Source organism: Neobacillus bataviensis (assembly GCF_019969725.1).
The window spans coordinates 292,225-312,187 of the sequence record NZ_JAHXYW010000006.1 but is presented as its reverse complement, the minus strand read 5'-3'; the positions used below and the strand labels follow the sequence as shown (position 1 = coordinate 312,187).

General features: G+C 42.1%; 18 protein-coding genes. 2 read left to right on the top strand and 16 right to left on the bottom strand.

Going from position 1 to position 19,963, the window contains the following annotated elements; all coding sequences use genetic code 11:
* Window positions 1–328: 328 nt before the first annotated feature.
* From LC455_RS17455 to LC455_RS17405, 11 genes are all read right to left on the bottom strand, one after another.
* Window positions 329–1,342: a LacI family DNA-binding transcriptional regulator gene (locus LC455_RS17455; protein ID WP_223592636.1), complete on the bottom strand. Its 1,014-nt coding sequence runs from the start codon at window positions 1,340–1,342 to the stop codon at window positions 329–331.
* A gap of 53 nt (window positions 1,343–1,395) precedes the next feature.
* Window positions 1,396–2,430 (bottom strand): ADP-ribosylglycohydrolase family protein, encoded by a 1,035-nt coding sequence (locus LC455_RS17450; protein WP_223592635.1) that lies wholly within the window; start codon window positions 2,428–2,430, stop codon window positions 1,396–1,398.
* Window positions 2,423–3,421, bottom strand: coding sequence for an ADP-ribosylglycohydrolase family protein (locus tag LC455_RS17445; RefSeq protein ID WP_223592634.1), 999 nt, complete (start codon window positions 3,419–3,421; stop codon window positions 2,423–2,425). The genes LC455_RS17450 and LC455_RS17445 overlap by 8 nt, the downstream gene beginning before the upstream one ends.
* Before the next feature lie 153 nt (window positions 3,422–3,574).
* Window positions 3,575–5,686 carry an ADP-ribosylglycohydrolase family protein gene (locus tag LC455_RS17440; protein ID WP_317851448.1) on the bottom strand — a complete coding sequence of 704 codons (2,112 nt, stop codon included), beginning with the start codon at window positions 5,684–5,686 and terminating at the stop codon, window positions 3,575–3,577.
* Between the two features lie 86 nt (window positions 5,687–5,772).
* Entirely contained in the window at window positions 5,773–6,927 is a 1,155-nt protein-coding gene (locus LC455_RS17435) for an ADP-ribosylglycohydrolase family protein (protein ID WP_223592633.1), read from the bottom strand.
* A gap of 13 nt (window positions 6,928–6,940) precedes the next feature.
* Window positions 6,941–8,404 carry an extracellular solute-binding protein gene (locus tag LC455_RS17430; RefSeq protein ID WP_223592632.1) on the bottom strand — a complete coding sequence of 488 codons (1,464 nt, stop codon included), beginning with the start codon at window positions 8,402–8,404 and terminating at the stop codon, window positions 6,941–6,943.
* Window positions 8,405–8,461: 57 nt separating this feature from the next.
* Window positions 8,462–9,340: a carbohydrate ABC transporter permease gene (locus tag LC455_RS17425; RefSeq protein ID WP_223592631.1), complete on the bottom strand. Its 879-nt coding sequence runs from the start codon at window positions 9,338–9,340 to the stop codon at window positions 8,462–8,464.
* Between the two features lie 15 nt (window positions 9,341–9,355).
* A complete protein-coding gene (locus LC455_RS17420; protein WP_223592630.1) occupies window positions 9,356–10,258 on the bottom strand; it encodes an ABC transporter permease in 903 nt (300 codons plus the stop codon).
* On the bottom strand, window positions 10,233–11,153 hold the full coding sequence (rbsK, locus tag LC455_RS17415; protein WP_223592629.1) for a ribokinase: 921 nt from the start codon (window positions 11,151–11,153) through the stop codon (window positions 10,233–10,235). Before rbsK ends, LC455_RS17420 begins: the two co-directional genes overlap by 26 nt.
* A gap of 13 nt (window positions 11,154–11,166) precedes the next feature.
* Window positions 11,167–11,478, bottom strand: a complete 312-nt coding sequence (locus LC455_RS17410) for a DUF4387 domain-containing protein (protein ID WP_223592627.1) — start codon at window positions 11,476–11,478, stop codon at window positions 11,167–11,169.
* Window positions 11,479–12,837, bottom strand: coding sequence for an acyclic terpene utilization AtuA family protein (locus LC455_RS17405; RefSeq protein ID WP_223592625.1), 1,359 nt, complete (start codon window positions 12,835–12,837; stop codon window positions 11,479–11,481). It lies immediately after the preceding gene.
* Window positions 12,838–13,231: 394 nt separating this feature from the next.
* Between LC455_RS17405 and LC455_RS17400 the strand changes: the two genes are divergently transcribed.
* Window positions 13,232–13,516: a transporter gene (locus LC455_RS17400; protein ID WP_223592623.1), complete on the top strand. Its 285-nt coding sequence runs from the start codon at window positions 13,232–13,234 to the stop codon at window positions 13,514–13,516.
* A gap of 51 nt (window positions 13,517–13,567) precedes the next feature.
* Here the strand turns inward: LC455_RS17400 and LC455_RS17395 are convergent, their stop codons facing one another.
* Genes LC455_RS17395 through LC455_RS17385 form a run of 3 tightly spaced genes read right to left on the bottom strand, consistent with a single transcriptional unit; the run spans window position 13,568 to window position 15,618 of the window.
* Window positions 13,568–14,305, bottom strand: coding sequence for a GNAT family N-acetyltransferase (locus LC455_RS17395; RefSeq protein WP_223592622.1), 738 nt, complete (start codon window positions 14,303–14,305; stop codon window positions 13,568–13,570).
* A gap of 34 nt (window positions 14,306–14,339) precedes the next feature.
* Entirely contained in the window at window positions 14,340–15,143 is an 804-nt protein-coding gene (locus LC455_RS17390; RefSeq protein ID WP_223592620.1) for a cytochrome c oxidase assembly protein, read from the bottom strand.
* Window positions 15,133–15,618 carry a DUF2243 domain-containing protein gene (locus tag LC455_RS17385; RefSeq protein WP_223592750.1) on the bottom strand — a complete coding sequence of 162 codons (486 nt, stop codon included), beginning with the start codon at window positions 15,616–15,618 and terminating at the stop codon, window positions 15,133–15,135. Before LC455_RS17385 ends, LC455_RS17390 begins: the two co-directional genes overlap by 11 nt.
* A gap of 722 nt (window positions 15,619–16,340) precedes the next feature.
* Here LC455_RS17385 and LC455_RS17380 point away from each other — a divergent pair.
* Window positions 16,341–17,090, top strand: a complete 750-nt coding sequence (locus LC455_RS17380) for a glucose 1-dehydrogenase (protein WP_223592618.1) — start codon at window positions 16,341–16,343, stop codon at window positions 17,088–17,090.
* Window positions 17,091–17,236: 146 nt separating this feature from the next.
* Here the strand turns inward: LC455_RS17380 and LC455_RS17375 are convergent, their stop codons facing one another.
* Both LC455_RS17375 and LC455_RS17370 read right to left on the bottom strand, forming a co-directional pair.
* Window positions 17,237–18,658, bottom strand: coding sequence for a hypothetical protein (locus tag LC455_RS17375; protein ID WP_223592616.1), 1,422 nt, complete (start codon window positions 18,656–18,658; stop codon window positions 17,237–17,239).
* Between the two features lie 495 nt (window positions 18,659–19,153).
* Entirely contained in the window at window positions 19,154–19,957 is an 804-nt protein-coding gene (locus tag LC455_RS17370; RefSeq protein WP_223592615.1) for a Cof-type HAD-IIB family hydrolase, read from the bottom strand.
* Window positions 19,958–19,963: the final 6 nt, after the last annotated feature.

The window sequence follows — 19,963 nt, the reverse complement described above, 5'->3', positions numbered from 1 at the left end:
AATTTTTCTTCCGCTCGGGCATTAGGAGCGCTCCCTAATTACCGTTGTGCTGATTTTTTCTTCCTCACGGGCATTAAGACCCCTCCCTAATTACCGTTGGATCGAATTTTTCTTCAGCTCAGGCATTAAGAGTCCTTCCTATTTACCGTTGTACTGAATTTTTCCTCCGCTCGGGCATTAGGAACTTTCCCTAATTACCGTTGTACCGAATTTTTCCTCCGCTCGGGCATTAGGAACTTTCCCTAATTACCGTTGTACCGAAATCTCACCTCTGCTCGGGCAATAAGAGCCATCTTACGTAAAAAAAAATAGCTATCCAAATAGATAGCTATTTCCTTATAAATCCCAGCGTAGATTCTCTTTTGATTAACCGGACATCCAAATCATATTGATTGGTATCCTGCGTGTTTTCAATAAAATGAATCAATTTATTCGTGGCTGCAACACCAATATTATAAATCGGCTGGTTGATGGTACTTAATTCAGGTTCCACCATCTCCGTGATTTTGATTCCGTCAAACCCGATTAGAGCAATATCGGCAGGAACCTGGATCTTCAAGATTTTCAATGCCTTGAGCGACCCAATCGCCATCATATCGTTCCCTAGAAAAATTCCATCAATATCCGGATGCTCCTCGAGCATTCGCTGCGTTAATTGTTTGCCGGCTTCCATGGAAAAATCACCTTGAAAAACAATCGGGCTTTGATTCGGGAAGTATTTCGAAATCGTATCTTTATAACCCCTGATTCGATCGATCGAAGGCGAAAAGGATCCGGGACCGCTGATATGAGCAATTTTCTGGCAGCCAATTTCAATCAGGTGCTCCACAGCTATGACGGCTCCCTTATAATTATCAACACCTATCGAGTCATTCGACTGAAAATCAGCGGCACGGTCCACCCTCACAAATGGTATCTTTAATTTCTCAATACCTTTGAGGACTTCTTCATTAAAATCGAACGATGCCAGGATAAATCCATCTATATACCTGCTTTGGAAATCCTTCCAAAAACGAGGATCCTTCAAATCTGCATCATGGGAATTCACTAATATTAAATTGTACCCTTTTAATTTGGCAAATTCTTCAATCGCAATTACAAGTTCCGGGAAAAATGGGTTTGTAATATCAGGAATAATCAGGGCAATGGTATTGGATTTCTGCTTCGCAAGACCTCTGGCAATCTCATTCGGTTGATAATCAAGCCTCTTCATGACCTCTTGGATTTTTTGCTCTGTTTCCTGACTGATATAACTAATGTTATTAATTAATCTTGATACCGTTGCAACTGAAACCCCGGCTTCTTTTGCAACATCACGAATGGTCACTTTTTTCTTAGTCACGATCTTTCTCCTCAACCAACGGCCTTGTTTCCTTCATTATAATTTTTTTCATGTTATCCTTCAATTAAACTTTTAACGATTCCAGAAATGGTATGGCCTTTTAAATGCGGGATACTGAACCCTTTCAACGTATCCAATGTATCGAGCCATGTCGCCGGTATTTTTTCCATCCCTTGAACAGCTCCAGACAGGGCTCCCACCATCGCCGGCATGCTATCTGCCTGTTTCGGAAGCATGAGGGATAGCTGGATCCCTTTTTCGAAATCGCCTTCCGCTGCTGTAAAAATCGCATAGGCAGCTGCCAGCGTCTCGGGAGCTATATTGCCATAATTATAAATAGAATTAACAATTTGCTGGTTCCAAAGGGGAACCGCCGCAAAACCGTTGCCTCCCACCGATTCTAAACTCGAAAACGCCTGATCGATCTTTCTTCTTAGCCATGTATTCTCGGGAACATACTTTAATCCCTCTTCCACAATCTCAGCTGCGGATGCGCCTTCGATGGCAACCGCAATACTAGCCGCCATTGCCTTTGCTGCGTACACTCCATCTGCCGCATTGGTAATCGAAGCCATTTTTTCAGCAATCATCGCAGCTTTTTCAGGCTGGCCATGAAATTTAAGCCCAATTGGCACAGCTCTTGCAACCGCACCATCGTCAAAGTGATGGGGATTATCATTTCCGGATGCCGGCCAGCTCAAGCCTTTTTTGATATTATCAATGGACGCCCGTTCGCTGATTCCGCTCCAGATCTCCGCTTCATGATCGACAACAAGCTTTTTCCACTGTTCGAAAAATTCTGCTTCACTATAGTCTTGGCAATTGATTAACGTTAACGCCGAAATGATGGCAAACTCAGTATCATCCGTCCCGGAAAAATCTAGTATTCTTTCATCCATGGCATGCGTAAACGGCAAGGAAAACTTATTGATTCGGTATTCATCAGTCTGCTTGCTAAAATCCCAAAGCCGGTTTCTTCGTCTGGTCGGGAGGACAGAAGTGCGGTGATACATGGCTGGAAATCCTAGTGAATCCCCTATTGCCAAGCCCATCATCGCTCCATATGCTTTATCAAAAAGATTACTCATGATTTCCCCTCCCAACAATCACATCGGTAAATTTCTCACTTAAGTCTCGGATATCAATGCCCTTCGTCTTTCTTACACAGACACCTTTAATGACATTAATTCTTCTTTTCCAATCTTCCGGGATCACTCCTGCCCCATTTAAGGCGCCTGATAATGCACCGTTCATGGAGGCAATTGTATCTGAATCTCTTCCGATATTGGTCCCGCCTAAAACCGCAGGAATATATTCACCCTTCGCAGCAGCAAAAACACCATAGGCCAAAGCCGTTGCCTCCGGTGCCACATCGGCCCATGGATAATAGAAGATCGACACTTTGTTATATAATTCTTCCATCGCATCCTGAACGTTGGCATACTTCATGCCAATATTGACCGCTTCCTGAATTTTGCGATAGGACCAGGAGTCTTTTGGCAGCGCATCAAGACCGTGCTGAATTGTTTTTTCCCAAGAGTCGCCTGTCATGGCATACGCCACACTTGCCGCAACCGCCTGTCCGCAATAGACACCATCCCGATCATGACTGATTCTTGCCTCAATTTCTGCTATTTTTGCGGCCTTTTCAGGATCGCCTGCAAAGTATACGCCGACAGGAGCGATCCTCATGGCTACACCATCACTCCACATTTCGTGATTATCCATACCAGTGTAAGGGGCCTTTAAACCTTTTCTTAAGTTGAAAATGGCATCTACTTCACTGAAGCCCCCGCCTTTGAAGCCGCCTTCCTGATCGGTCAGGAACTCGGTCCATTCTTTGGTCATGTCCTTCAAGGTGAGGTTTTCTCCATATTTTAAGAGAATAAGAGAAGTCAGCATAGAATATTCAGTATCATCCGTTCCAACAGGGTCATCGGAAACAAAGCCATCGACCCAGTTATACTTCTCTCTTATGCCTTCCATTGTCATCCCTTCCGTCGGAGCCCCCAAAGCATCCCCAACCGAAAGCCCGATCAAGCATCCATACACTCTGTCATATACTTCGTTACGATCCATGATTTTTCTCCTTTTTAAAAAAAGTGGTCAAAAGGAAAGGCAGCACGTGCTGCCCTATCCGCTGATTGAGGTGCGCCATCCGCTAATTGAATGAAGCTATCCGCCAATTACAGCCCGTCATCCGACAATTGCCGCCGCACCCCATTAATCTGTTTACAATTCCTCCACAAAAATATCAGAAATCAACGCTTCGCCCGCCTTATTCATTGCGAACCCAAACATTCCTCTTTCGTAGCGGCTATCCTCAAAAGAAAGCACATCCACACCATTAATCGCAAAGTGGATTTCCGCTCCCTCACAAACCAGTTCAAACTGGTATTCCTCATCATGCTTCCAGGCAAATGGAACCGTGATCAATCTTTCAAGACCGAAATCATTTCGCATCAGCGACACTTGATTTTCGCCATCAAATCCAACTTGATAATTTCGCAGGATCCCTTCTGCCCTGAATACTAAGGCATGATGCTGCCCCTTCGCAGGAAGAACGGCCGCCTTCAATCTAACGTTCCTTGTATAGTAGTTACCTGTAAACGACGCACAATCCGTCTGACTGCTCGCCTTCATTTTCCCATCTTCAAGCGTCCATTGACCTTTATGATGAGCAAATGGCGTCACACATAAAAACTCAATCTCTTGTTTGGCAAAATCAATTGAGTAACGTCCTTTTCCAGAGACATGGAATTCATCCAAATACAATTTCCCAAAGCCGCGATTATCAAGAGGAGACGGACTTTCAATCATGATGCCAACCTCATCGATCAACGCACCATCCGTCTCAGGAACGATAAATTCAATTTCATTCCATTCCCTGTCCTTAAGGACAACAGGCTCCAATAAAAGATTTTCTTTTGTAAAAGAATTCCGGACAAATGGAGTAACAATAAACTCCAGACCCCTGATCTTTTCCAAATACACCTTCATCGAGACCGTTTGGCCGCTATAGACTTGCGGAGCAAAAGTCGGTTTATATTTTTCATCATTAAATTCTTCTCTGCGATAGAACGGCTTATAGAAAACTTTTCCTTTTTCACCTTGAATCATCCGGTCAATGAAAATCTCTAAAGAACCGTCCCTCCTAAAACCATGATCGCCATTGTGCCGCAAAAACGTTTTAAAAGGAAAATCCGTCCGGAAACCATGGGTAGAGCCTGGAAGCGTAAAATCAAAATAGATTTCTTCTTCCTTATAACTCGCGGCTAACTCAACAGGCGGCTCCTCACCGGCAAGCTTGTAGCCCAAGAGTGCCAATGACTTGGAAAAAGTAGGGATATCCAACACATTTAAATAACCGGATACACTGGAAGTAGCGATAAAGTCATTAATTGGTTTTCGATAGTGGTCCGGAATCGCGCCAATCCCAGCCCATACACCGACAATCGTGCCGACATTTCCAGCATTACAGTCGGTATCCCAGCCGCACATTGTCGCAATTTCGATTGTCCGGGCAAGATCTCCTTCTCCATATAATAAGGAAAGGATACAAACACCGGCATTCGGGATGATATGGCAAATTCCCGGGTACCGGTCATAGCCCCAATTCTCCTCAAGGTACTGACGACATAAACGGAAATCATTAGGATGCGCTCGATAAAAATCGCAAACAGCCTGAACCACCTTAGCATAAGTGGAATCCTCCGGAATCTCACTCAACCCTGCCGCAATGATTTCCTCCACAGAACCAGCCGAAAAAGCTTTCGAGATACACGCCGCCATAAAGCGGGCACCATACAGTCCGTTCCCATCATGGGAAACACTCGCTGCTTTTTCCGCATAATCAGCGGCCTTCCTCACATCATTCGGAAACAATAATCCCCAGCTGTCTATAAAAATTTGCCCGCCGATTTGTTCAGCAAGGGTGAGCCCGTTTACCTCAGTAGAGCCGGATTGTGGTGCGGGAATTCCCTTTTTTAAATTGTTATAGGCGGTATGCTCCGTGCTGATGCCTTCACCACCCCACCAGAACATGCCGATGCCATCTCTGGCATAATTCAGCCATGCCCGGCCGACATCCTCTGCGGTAAGCTCCCGATTCTTGGCATCATCATATAACGCCCGGATGAAAAACACGGGTCCGTTCGCATCATCATCAGCGGAAAAGGTTTTATAGTCTTTTAAGTAGCCCTTTATGTCACCGTACACATCTTGAATCATTTCCGGCGTCCATTCTGTTGGCTCAACAGGAGCGCCCAATCGAATCCCGGCATTCATCCCTAGAAATCCGGCATATACTTTTTCCAAATAATTAGCAGTTAACAACCCGCTCACTTCCTTTTCCTCGCAGTACTCTTCGGAGCAGTTTTAAAACGGAAGGGAATCCGAAGACACTTCTGATTCCCTCCAACCCCGACTCCTTACTCTTCCAAATATCGTCTTCTTCTCTCATTTAGCTCAAGGTCTTCCCTAATGATCTCCTTTGCCACTTCCGCAAATGAATCCGCAGTCCCGATAAGGTCCATCTTATTGATTGTTTGCAATTGGTGAATATCTTCCTCACGAATCACGCCGACTCCGTATTTCGCACCTAGAATCACACCAATCATGACCCCGATCGAATCCGTATCCCGTCCAGAATTAATCCCGTCATAGATCGATTTATAAAACTCGCCGTCATTTAACACGATAAACGCCAAAGCCAGCGGCAGTTCTTCAATCGAAAACAATCGGCTTGGCGTATAATGGTTCGATGGGATGCCGACCTTCTCGATTTTGCGGTGAACATCATCCTTCATTGGAGAGTACTTCGCAAGAATCGACTGGAACACCTCAATCACCTGGTCCATATCAGCCTGTTCATCTCGAAGCTGCGCAGCTGCTTCTGTCAATTCGATAATCGCCTGCTTTGTGCCATCCTTGGCAAAATAAATCGCCGTCTGGACAATCTCATCAATGGTGACGTTTTCCTCAAAGGCTTTTGCCACGCAAGCAGCCAACACGCCAGCCGCTTCCAATCCATAACTGCTTTGGTGACCCATCGCAAACAGGATCGCCTCATCATAAGCTGCTTTTGGATTGCCCGCATTGACAATCCCAACAGGAGCTATATACATAGCGGCACCACAATTGATCATATTTCCAATTCCAGCTTCGCGCGGCTCACAATTGGCCAGCACATGCCGGATAAAAATATATTTTTCAGGATAAAAAAGCCGGTCAATGATCATCGCCTCTCTGCCGAATTCCGGAATATAGGTTTTCTTGAAAGCAATTTCTTTCACGAATTCATTCCCGACATCGTAGGCATCAAGGTGTCTTCTTTCCTTTAAATAAACATGGATCAAAGCCGTGGTCATCAAGGTATCGTCAGTGACGATACCTTGCCCACGGTTTTTTCCAAGAGTGACATCAGCCGGTGCATCCTCTTTATACCATCGAGTATTAAGCGATTCGACACGGCCGTATTGCTGTTTAATTTCTTGATAGGTCAATTTTTCAATTGGTGCTCCTAAAGCATCACCTAAGGCTGTTGAAAGAAGGACCCCTCTTACTCGCTCCTGAAAAGAAACCATTTTTTAGAACCCCTTACTTAATGTTTTCGTTCGCATATTTCGTCACGTCATCGCCGCCTGCTTTTTTCCATTCCTGAACAAACTTATCAAAGTCGCTCACAGGGCGCTTACCAGTGATAATATCGGTAGAGTATTCTTTATATAGGTTTTCCATAGCATCCCAATTTGTAATGAATTTCTCTGGGATGATGAAGCTGTTATCTTTTGTAAAATATTGCTGCACTTCTTGCTGAGATTTTGTTGCCGGCTCGCTTAGAAGCGGAGTTTTTAATGGTGTTTCAGGCTGATAGTTGGTTGGCTCCCAATATCTTGCATACCACTCACTATAGTACTTATCCGTTAACTCGATTTTATTATCGACAACATTGTATTCCTCGCCTGCATAGCCTAGACGGTCAAGCATTTGTCCTTTTGGACTTGCAAGGTAATCTAATACTTTGAAGACAACATCTTTATTTTTAGACTGGGAAGAAATCGCATATCCGCGGGATTCCTTCGTAATATCTGTTGCACCGTAACCTTGGAATTCACCTTTCGCTGCAGGAAGAACCACTAATTGTGCCTGCTCGCCATTCACTTCCGTCATTTTGCTGTTGTAAAGATCGATAACCTTACCGTTTGTACCTGTGATAACTCCTGCTTCGCCATCATAGAAAGCTTTTTCTTTTGTATCCCATTGCTTTGTTAAGTACTGATGGTCAAGAAGGCCTTCCTTGTAAAGCTTTTGATAGTAAGCAAGTAATTCTTTTTGCTGGTTAGAAACTTTGTAATACTCATATTTGCCGTCGTTCTTTAACCATGTTTGGTTAATTCCAAAAGCCATTTTAAAAATCGCATCGATTTCTGCCATGTCACCGGCAGCCGTTAAAGCATAAGCAGGCTTTTTCGCTCCTCCTGGAGGGTTAGAAACTAATTCTTTTAAAAACTTGTAATAGTTGTCTGGAGTCGGGTTTGCCATTAAATCTTTAGAGCTTGCCATTTTATCAAACCAATCTTTGCGAATGACTGGTGTTTTTTGATCAAGAGGCTTAATCCATAGTAAGTATGGATAGTTCTTTAATCTTTCTTTATTATGCGGCTGAATAATATCTTTAATATATTTAGATTTTTCGATATATGGTGTTAAATCTTCTAATAAATTCTGCTGAGCCATTTGCTGGTCTCCGCCTTGGAAATAGATCAAGTCAGGGATATCGCCGCTTGACAACAATAAGTTTAATTTTTCAGCATACGTACCTTGAGGAACTTCTACAAGCTTGAATTCAACATTTACGTTTTCATCTTTCTTTAATGCTTTCGCTAATTCATCGTAATACTTAACAGAAGCAGGGTTAGACGGGGCATCATCCTTCGCTACAACACGAATAACTGTTTTACCGTCCTTGGTTTTTTTAGCTGAAGTATCTGCACTGTCCTTTGAACAGGCTGCAGTAAAAATCATTAGAACACTAAAAAGCAACAACAAAAGTTTCTTCATTTTCATTTCCCCCTTAATTAGTGATCATCATTAATAGTTTGCAAGTGCTTGAAGGTATCAGTCTTTAACACCTCCTTCAAGCGCACCTTTTGCATAATATTTGAGAATGAGCGGATATAAAATCAGCAGCGGAACAATCGAAATCATAATCGTTCCAGCCTGGAGTGACGCAAAGTCCAGGTTCTTAATTTGCTCATAGGAACCAACAGCGAGCTGTCCAAGCATGGAGGAATTATCCCGCTCGACCACAAATTGTCGCAACACGACCTGCAGCGGCCATTTATTTGGATCGGTCAGATAAATCGTCGCCCGGAAGTATTCATTCCAGTGATAAACACCGTAAAACAATCCCAATGTGGCCAAGGCCGGCTTCGAAAGCGGCAGCATGATTCTAGTAAAGATGCGGAAATGCCCGGCCCCATCGATGCGGGCTGCCTCAATAATGCTTTCCGGCACATCGCCAAAGAATCTCATTAAGATAAATAAATAGTAGACATTGATCGCTTTATAAAGAATCAGCGATGTATACGTGTCCAAAAGACCGAGGTTTTTGACCAATAGATATTCCGGAATCATCCCCGGTTCGAAAACCATGATGACAATCAGCAAAAACATCACTAGTTTTTTCCCGACAAAATTAGTTCGTGCCAACACGTAGGCCGCCATCGCAGTCAGGAATAAATTAAGCGCTGTACCTGCAACGGTAATGAAAATCGTGTTGAACAAACTGCGCAGGATCAGCGGATTAGAAAGCAAAATCTCATAGTTTAAAAAAGTGAACCCTTTCGGTAAAATATCCAGCCCTTTCAGCTCATGCACCTTCAATGGATCCGATAAGGACATCGCCAGTAAATTCAGGATCGGGATTAAGACCGAAATGGATAGCAAGAATAAAATGGTATAAATAATCACAGATGACAAACTAAGCTTTTTCAACTCTTCACCTCCACTTTACCAAACGCCTTTTCCAGAAATTTTCTTCGAAATAAAATGGGTTCCGAGAATCAATACGACACCAATGACACCTTTAAATAAGCTGGCTGCTGTCGCATAGGCGTATTGTCCGTTCAGGATACCAATCCGGTAAACGTACGTATCTAAAATATCAATCACACTAATAACAGAATCATTGATTAAGTTGAATACCTGATCAAATCCGGCATTCATAAAGAATCCAAGATTTAAAATAAAGACGGTGACGATGGTTCCGGCAAGCTCCGGCAGCGTAATATAACGCATTTGCTGCAAGCTGGAGGCCCCATCAATCCGCGCTGCCTCATAAAGGGAAGGACTGATTTTCATGATGGCCGCTAAGTACAGGATCGAATCCCATCCGGCCGTCCTCCACATTTCTGAAAAGACTAATACCCAGCGGATATGCTCCTTGCTTGTTATGAAATCCACCGATGGCATTTGAAAGAAATTCCGAATCACATTGATGCCCCCATCAGCGGGATTTAAAAAGCTGATCCAAACCCCGGCAATGACGACCCAGGAGAGGAAGTGAGGCAAGTACACAACAGATTGTACATATTTTCGAAACGGGCCGACCCGCACTTCGTTAATCATCAGTGATAAGATAATCGGAATCGGAAAGATAAAAATCATCTTCATCGTACTAATGATGATAGTGTTCTTCAGGACATCAAAGAAGGCCGGGGAACTAAACAGCACCTTAAAGTGCTTTAATCCCACCCATTGATTATCCCCAATGATCCGATAATCCTGAAAGGCCAGTTTCATCCCAATTAAGGGTACGATATTAAAAATCACAAAATACGCAATAGCCGGAAGAAGCATTAAATAGATGACCCAATCTTTTCGAATTCTAGATAACGTGGCCTTTATTTTCATGTTCCTCCTCCTCTTTCAATAAAAGTTCAACCTCATGCCGGTAAGGCATCCCTGTTTGGGCTCCTTTTTTCATCACCGAAAGTCCGGCTGCAACATTGGCAAAGCGGATGCTCTCTCTTAATTTCTTTCCTTCTGCTATTCCAACCGCAAAGGCTCCTGAGAACGTATCGCCAGCACCCGTCGTATCCACTGCTTCCACCTTAATAACTGGAACATTGATAAGGGCTTGGCCGTCAAAATACGATACCCCATCCGTTCCGCGAGTGATGATCAGTTTGTTTGGATACTTCTCCAGCAAGGCTTCCATCGAATCCTCGCTGTCCAACACCATTTGATACTCGTACTCATTTGGAGTGATGTACGTGATTTTATCCAAGATGTCTTGGCGGATTTTGTGAGCCGGGGCTGGGTTCACGATGATCGTTTTTTGACGGTCATAGAGAACCGGAACAATGTATTCCATCATTTCAAGCGGCGTTTCCATCTGAAACAAAACGACATCATAGTTTAATAGTTCCTCTGAAACCGTCTTAATATAGGAAACATCCGTTAAATTATTGGCTCCAGGAACGACTAAAATCCGATTCTCACTATTGCACAATTCAATGAAGGCCGCACCAGTGGTGGTTCCTTCCGCAACATTCAGGTTGTTGACGGTTACCTTTTCTTTTTTCATATTTTCCAAGATGATTTTGCTGTTTTCGTCATCACCGACGGAGCCGAATAACGCCACGCTTCCTCCTAAACGGGAAGCCGCTACCGCTTGGTTCGCACCCTTTCCTCCAAGTGATAAAAAGAAACTATTTCCTAGCAGGGTTTCTCCAAGCTTCGGTAATCGGTCCGCTTCCACAAAGTAATCTATATTTATACTCCCTACTACTGCAATCTTCTGCATACTCATCTCCGCCCTATTCTATTGTTATCTCCATTAATGGTGCGTGCTGCTGGGCACCGTATACATCCCGATCTCCAATGCTTCCCGAGGATACCTCTCTCGCCATGGTAATTTTGATTCCCAAAGCCTGGTCAAAGAAAACTAGGTGATGAACTTGATGTTCCGTTAGATTATATAAATCACAAATCGTTTTGACATTGATTTTTCCAGAGTCCTTTACTCTTTGGTACCTATCCTTTGAATCAAACAGAATATCCAAGGTCACTTCAAAGGGTCCTGAATTTTTGCTTCTCAATACTTTGGCTAGTTCAAATAAGGTTGCCATTTAATCGCCCTCCTCCAGGTATTCGATTTGGAACGGGCTTTCATCAATTTCCATCAGATGATAGATGGAGAATTCATAGACAGGTCCAAACTCGATATCACTTGGTGCAAAAGGAAAGGCGAGATTGCCAGCCGTTGATTTTCTTTTTTCATAGCCAAAGTGAAGGAAAGTAGAGCGGACGGTGGCACAAATGCTGTTGGCCAGCTCCTGCGTCTTCGCAATAACCTCGAACATAACCCCAATTTCATGACCGTTAAACGGGGCCTTCTCCTTTGAACCAAGCACGGCATTCATCCCATAATTGAAGAAATTCACTTGATAGTCTTCCGGATTGATTTCACTGTAATATTCAGCTGTCTGCTCTTTTACACGATGCTCGATTTCTTCGATATTGTCGATTAAAATCGGGTCTCTTACGCCGGCGATCACAAACGTGCGATAAGCCGCTTTTTTCGCTCCTTCGAGTTTAATAAAGGTTTTTTCGGATGGGATCAAGCGGCTGTTGGTGACCTCGACGACACCTTCGCTGATCTCTTGAAACTCGCAGGCACTCAAATCGAGCGTAAACCCAGGACCGTGTAAAAGATAGGGATGTTCTTTTTCGTAAAATGTATGGGCCGCGACACTGATCGGCGTGCATTTTCTTTGTGGATTCAGCGATTGAACGGTAAAGGAATCCTCTTTAATCGTTCCTAAAATGCTGTCTTTGGTTGTCCCTGGTTCCGCGCAGAGTGCGCCGCATTCTAGTATTTTTCCTAAGTGATAGGAAAGGCCAGGATCTTTCTGATGATAGATTCCAATCGCGGCAAATGGTGATGGATCATAGGCCCTGCCGCAAATAATAATGTCACTGCCATTCTCTAATGCTTCTAAAATCGGTTCATGTCCCATCTGGGCCACGATATTAATAGATTCCTTGATTGTTTCCTCTGTTAGAGGCGGGATATTGGCTGTCAATGGCTGAATTCGGTTGCTCCGATTCGCCTCGATGATCGTCTCCTGTGAAAAATCAGCCCAAATGACCGCGATCTTCGCTTTAAGGCTATGGTCTTTTAGTATTTCTTGAATGATTTCAATAGTTGATTCCACATGCGGTTTTGCGCCTGCTCCCCCTGCCGAGCCGATAATGACCGGGATTTTTCCGGCGACGCCATTGGTGACGATTAACTCTAGGTCCTTTCTTAGCGCCCGTTTGCTGACGATAGATACGCCGGCCCCTAGCTTATGTGGCCCCGCATCCGTTGAGCCCGCATCCACGACAATACCGTGAAGCTCTTCCTCAAGGCCCTTCATAAAGGAGCTGGCCGGAAAACCATATCCTAGCATTCCGCATGGAGATAGAATTTTAATTTCTTTCATGATTTATACCCTCTTTACGTTGGGATTATCTCTATATATGTAACCGGTTACACATGGTGTAAAAAAAATATATTAATAGATGATTGTTTCGTTTTATATCTCATATGTAACCGGTATCATGTAACCGGTTACATACTAATCATAGTATCAAACGTTTTTCCCGTCAATCATTTTTTAAAATTATTTTTTAAGTGTATACGGTTTATATCTAAATTCTATTTCAATATAACGATGAATGCCGAAAAGCCAAAGGGCACTCCTTCCACGGAAGCGGCACAATGGCAACCGGTTTGGTAAAGACTCCTAGATCTAAAAAAGGTAATTGAGGGTTCACAATCACAAACCATTCTTCGCCCACATATGATGTTAGGAATTATCAAAAGGAGTGAAAGGAATGGTTTATTACCCCCCTCAAGAACCAATGCGCCAGCAGCCACAATCTCCTCCCCCGCCATACGTTCCACCAAAGCCGGCTACTTCACATTATTTAATCGACTGTTTAAATCAATACACATATGTTTGGCTCGTAAATGGAGAAGGCTTCTGGTATTACCCAATAACTGTCCAATATGGGGCAGTAACAGGATATAGATGGAACGGTACATTCTGGACATTTTATGGTTTCGATGAAAGATTTATTGAAACCGTTGCATGTTATCCAGTCCCAACACTATATTAACGACTAAAAAGCCTTGTGGATTAAAACCACAAGGATTTTCATTTAAAAAAATCATTCCACCCAGTAACACCCGCGTACCATTTCCTTCATCTCTTCATATCCTGCTTTTTTATACATGTTGATGGCGATTGGATTGTTGGCGTATAAATAGCTTACGGTATGAAGGGTTTTATCATTAAACTCCGTGATAAAGTTGATTAATTGGGCTCCATAGCCTTTCCCTCTTTTATCACTTTTTGTGAAGACATCATTGATTCTTGAAATATCGCCCTGTTTGTACAAAGACGCCATACATACTAAAGCATCACCTTCGTATCCGCCAAACAGATAAAAATTGTTGTTACCTAAAGCCTTCATTAACGATTTATATCCCCACTCGCTCAGCTCCTGACCAAAGTGGCTTAATTCCGTTGCATCTGACAAGTGAAGTCTATTAATATCAATCATTCTATCCCGATCGATGAATTTTTTGTTTTTTTGTACATAGAAACTTAGCCCTTCAATCTGTTTTAAAAATCCTTTCTTTTCTAAAAACATTCCCACCATACTTTTGCTTCTAGTAAACGTATAGATACGCGGAGTAATCGCAATCCCCCTATAAAAATCGATGATTTCATTAATGGCCAAATCCCAATCACCATCAAAATCTTCCTTAATATAAGCGTGATTACTATCGTAAGATAATGGATTATCTCCATCATAAAAGATTCGGCCATATGGCTTTTCTACAACGTTCGCCTGCAGTTCCGCAAAATGATTCTCAAATTGGATGATTTTATCGACTAACAATTTTTTATCCTCCTACACTTCAATGACCGCTACTTTATGATAACGGTCTTTCAGATGAAAACCGTCCCCATGTCCATGGCTTTTTAGATTTATACCATTGCCAGCAGAGTATGTAGATTAAAACGATATCAATCGCATCTCCACCATAATACATGAGCATACTTCCCATTTCTGCTTGTGTTTTGGTTACTCCCAATGGAGGGTTGGCATATATGTATTTAGATAAGATTCCATGACTTGCAAATGAAAGGACCAAAATAATCGCACGGTAAATAAAATTGGTTCTATGTGGGGTTGGGTCAATAGAAATGAAAGCTGCTGTAAACACAAACCCTGCAAGAAATACATGTAAATGGATGAAAAAATAAAGAACAATATTGTGGTGCATCGCAGAATATAAGTCTGTCGTATAAAGGACCCATAATCCTCCCACATTGATTAAAGAAGCGAACATGGGGTCACTAAGAATCCGTACGGGATAACTCTTTAGAATTTTTGAAAGCTGCCGTGCCCGTTTTACATGGAGATTTCGCATAACAAGTGTCATTGGCGCAGATAGAACAATTAGAAGCGGAGCAGCCATTCCGAGAAGTAAATGTCCTAACATATGTGCTGTAAAGTCCATATGAGCTCGATTTGCTAATGGGCCTATAACTATTACAGTTATACAAAGAATCCCTAACCCCCAAGAGATGGAACGGTACAAAGGCCAGCGTTTGAAATGACGATTTGATCTAAAACTAGCGAAAATATACACAACTAATAACAATACAAACGCTATTAACAGGATAAGCTCGTAAGCATTTCCATTACCATGATAAACATGTTCATTGTGCATGACTGCCTTTACCCCTTAGAGGTTTTGTATCCTTTTGTGTCCTTACAATTAAAATGATGCTAATTATGAGCATGATTAAGGCAAGTATGTTCCATATTATGTCGTAGATCATTACATTTTCGACATAGCGAATCTGGTGAATCCTCATAAGCTTGTGTTGGATGGTTCCATCGTATAACTGGAATCCTCCTCCCCCAAGCAGCATTCCTCCTATCCACCTTTTCAACCAAAATGCATTTCTGCGCCGTAAATCTGCAAGAAGGAATAGCCCCCCGATAGTTGCAAACCAACTGAGAGCATGAAATAAACCATCTGAGACCAAACCAATACCCAATGTGCTTTTGTCATAAAAATGATGCCAATGTAAAATTTGATGAAAAACAGTTTCATCAAAAAAAGCAACTAAACCGATACCGAAAAAAATACCCGACCATAAATTTCGGGCTAAAAATGAAGGATTTGAATTTGCTTTCATAACCAAGATTGTTCCTCCAACCTTTTATCTAACTTATTACAAATATAACCAATACCACATATCTTTAAGCAATATTGTTTATTCAGAAACACCCCAAAGGAAATGGTAAAAACGGCCACCCCCATATATATAACACCATATTATATGGGCTCTTCCTAATTACCATAGAACTGAATTTCCCCTTCACACGGGCATTAGGAGCTCCTCCTTGTTACCGTAGAAGCAAAAATTTCCTTCACGCGGGCATTAGGAGTTTCTCCTAATTACCGTAGAAACGAAATTTTTCTTTCCCTCGGGCATTAGGAGCTCTTCCTAATTACCATAAAACCGAATTTTCCCCTCACACAGGAATTAGGAGCTCTTCCTAATTACCATAGAACAGAATATTTCCTTCACTCGGGTATTAGGAGCTTCTCCTAATTACCATAGAAGCGAAATTTTTCCTCACACGGGTATTAGGAGCTTCTCCTAATTACCATAGAAGCGAAATTTTTCCTCACACGGGCTTTAGGAGCTTCTCCTAATTACCATAAATCTGAATATCTCCATCACTCGGGCATTAGGAGACCTCCCTAAAGCAAAAGGACAAGCCCCCTTAACGAATTCCGCAAGGACGTTTCTCATGGCTTTTGATGTTATCCGTGTAACCGCACGAACCCTCCCTATGGCCCACCCTCCTTTTTGTGTTATCTTAAACTTATGTAAAGGAAGGTGGAAAAATAATGGGTTTCTCTAATAAAACGGTAGTCATAACAGGTGCAGGGAATGGAATTGGTAAAGGGATTGCCTTACAATATGCAGAAAAAGGCGCCAATATTGTTTTGGCTGATATTGATGATTACGCTGGAGCTAATACCGTAATGATAATCAAGGAAAGTGGCGGCGAAGCGCAATTCGTCCATACAGATGTAAGAATAGAATCGGATATAATCCGGTTAATGGAGACAGCTATTCAATCCTATGGCCAGATTGATATTTTAATCAATAATGCAGGAAAGGCATTATTCAAATCTCCTTATGAAACTTCGATTGAAGAATGGGATGATGTCATCCATACCAATTTGAGAAGTGTTTTCTTGGCATCACGGGAAGCAGCCAAATATATGCGGCATAACCAGGATGGCGGGTCGATTGTCAATATTGCCTCCACTAGAGCGATCATGTCAGAACCCAATTCGGAATCTTATGCTGCCACAAAAGGGGGAATCCTTGCCATTACCCATGCGCTTGCTGCCTCATTCAGCGACGACAGGATTACGGTGAATGCGATTTCCCCTGGTTGGATAGAAACAGGAGATTATTCAAAGTTAAGCAGACTGGATCATGAACAGCATTTATCAAAGCGTGTAGGAAAGCCGGATGATATTGCACGAGCCTGTCTTTATTTAACCGCGAAAGAGAATGACTTTGTAACTGGAATTAACCTTGTTGTCGATGGTGGAATGACGCGAAAAATGATTTATGAGGAATAATGGAAAAGATCAAAAAAATAGAGACACTCAGGTCATTCAATGAGTGTCCCGTATATAACTTCAAAAAAGTCATTATCCCCAAAAGGACGGCTCTCTCATGGGTAATCATGCATTAGAACCAGAAGAACCGTCCCCGTTGCCTCTTTTTATTTTCCTACAAGGAAAAGCGGATCATATGGACGAAGCTGGGAGGTAAATTGCGTTCCGAAGCGTGGATCAGCTACGACGGTAGGATCTAGGACATTATCGCCTTTAGGTTTATTGCCATTTTCCGCCCAATCTACAAGAGCATCTAAAGCATCAATCTGTTCTTTATTGGTAAATTCACAGTGGCCGATACCCCGGATTGCCCGGCTAACGAGTAAGTCGGATTTTCCTTTTTCGGCAGCATTTTTTGCATAAATTTGTTCCATTGAGAACGGAACATAAAGATCACCGAGTGTATGAAGAGAGACAGTAGGAACTTTCAGATCTCCCGTTACTTTAGGAATAGCAGCTAAACCATTATTGTGGCGGCCGTTCGGATCATTGGTGATGCGACGAATACTATCGTTCAGTAATTTTTCCTCATCGGACAATGCAGGATCATTGTCCAACTGGTATACAGAGTCGGTATTGTTGATTACATTACCCGTTGCTTCCCCGTATGCTGGATTTGTTGGGATGCGCTGGAGGAGGAAATCGTCAAACATCGTTCTGAATGAGATTTCGAATAATGGGCGATCTCCACCTGAGAGATTCTCCGTTACCTTTTCCAATTTTTCTCCCAATGAAGTCAAGTTCTTAAAAACATATGATTTTGTAGCAGAGTTATAGACTAAACCATTTCCTAATTTTTCTCGAAGTTCGGGAACTGTTTTAGCAAAGTATTCATCATCCGCAAGAAACTGTTGATTTTCCTTACTAATTCCAATTAGCGATTGAGCAACAAGGCTATAATCTGTAAAAAAGTCAAACAGCTCCGAGTCTCCCATTACACCACACATCGGCAATGCTCCATCCACATCACCATATTGTTCTGCGTATACTCCTGTGACGTGTCCACCCATGGATTGGCCTATAATATAGGTGCGAGTAGGATTACCTACTAAATTCCTGAACAATCCATTCAAAGCATGAGTGTCTTTTACACCCGATTCTACATCATAGCCATTCGTACTATAGCTGGAAGCGGCCCATGCATATCCGCGCTCAAGAAGTTCTTTTCGGATGGAAGGTTCAGTAACTGTCAACTCTTGGCCTGTGCCACGATATCCGTGCGCATACAATACAAGCTTCCCGTTCCAGTTCTTTGGAACTTCAATCCAATAGCCCGCACCGTTATGTATGCCTTTCAGTATTTTTGTATTTTCAAAACCTTCTATATGATTAATTGCATTCAATTTTGTCTCATTAACAAAGAAGTTCTTTTTGTTCTGACCGTTACCAATGAAAAATTCAGGCGGTTTTATATCCAACACAATAGATTGGTCTGTTGGTGTAACCTGGTTTGCTAAGGCAGAGGAACTGACTACACTAAGAGAAAGAGTCGTTGCTAATAAAGCAGTCATAACATTTTTTCTTTTCATTATTGATCCCCCTTTTAAGATTGTATTATTTCGAAAATTGAAATAATATCCAATACAATTATAGGACAAGCCTTTTTGTGTGTATAATTAAAGCATTCTACATAATTTTCCAGAAAAGGAGATAATCAACCAAATTCGGATATTATCAAACAAAATTCATTGAGCCCATGGAGAAGATTGGAGGAAGATTAAAGCAAATTGCCTAGAAAGTACTGCCGGAATATAGGACTGTAGCCACGGGGACGGATCTGGTTTCAGTCTAAATTTATTTAAAATTTGTAACCCAAATAAAAATTGGATAGCCCTTAAAAGGCTATCCAGCACCAATCATTATTTCCTTAATATGACCATTTCCGAGGAAATTCGATTTGTAATTTCCCTAATCAAACGTTTGATTAAATCTTCTTAATGCCTTGATAAATAAGCATTTTATTGCCCTTTATCAAAAAAACTTGTCGAGAAAACAAATGGTATTTCCCCTGAGAATAATCACCTTTAGCTAAAATACGTCATATTTCCCATTACTCTATCCAACGCATAGGCAACACCATTGTCGTTATTAGACTTAGTCACAAAGTCTGCTGCATTCTTTACTTCTTGAGGAGAATTTTCCATGGCTATGGCAAGACCAGCAACCTCAAACATGGCAATATCATTAAAGCTATTCCCCATAACGAGCACTTCCTGAGAGGAAATTTGCATCATATCCATCAGCTGATGAAGCGCCTTTCCTTTAGATGCGTTAATATTCATAACATCTAGATATCTATCATCGGAACGCGTAATATACAATTTCTCTTTATATTTTGCCTCTAAATGTTTGAAGGCGTCTTCGATTTTTTGTGGAGTATGTGCATAAATGATCTTATATAATTCCTTTTCATCCTCAAATTCATCTATGAATCTAGCCTTTAATTTTTCAAGTTCCCAATGGACCTTGACCATATTTTCGTTAAAGGTGTGCACTTCCCCATCAAGATATAAACTGATGGGATACTGATTTTCTTGACCGTATTCTACTATTTCTTTCGCTAATTCACTAGGTAAACTGGAAGAGTAATGTACCTCGTCCGATATAGGATTTTTGATTAACGCGCCATTCGCTGCAATAATGGGCAAATCTATCCCTAAATCATTAACATAGGGATAGATGGATTCATAGGGCCTTCCACTTGCCAATACAACGCTGGTTCCTTCTCTCTTCAGCCTATGAATGGCCACTTTATTAGTATCTGACACATGATGGTCATCGTTTAGTAAGGTGCCATCCATATCTAGGACTACCAATTTATACTGCATTCATAT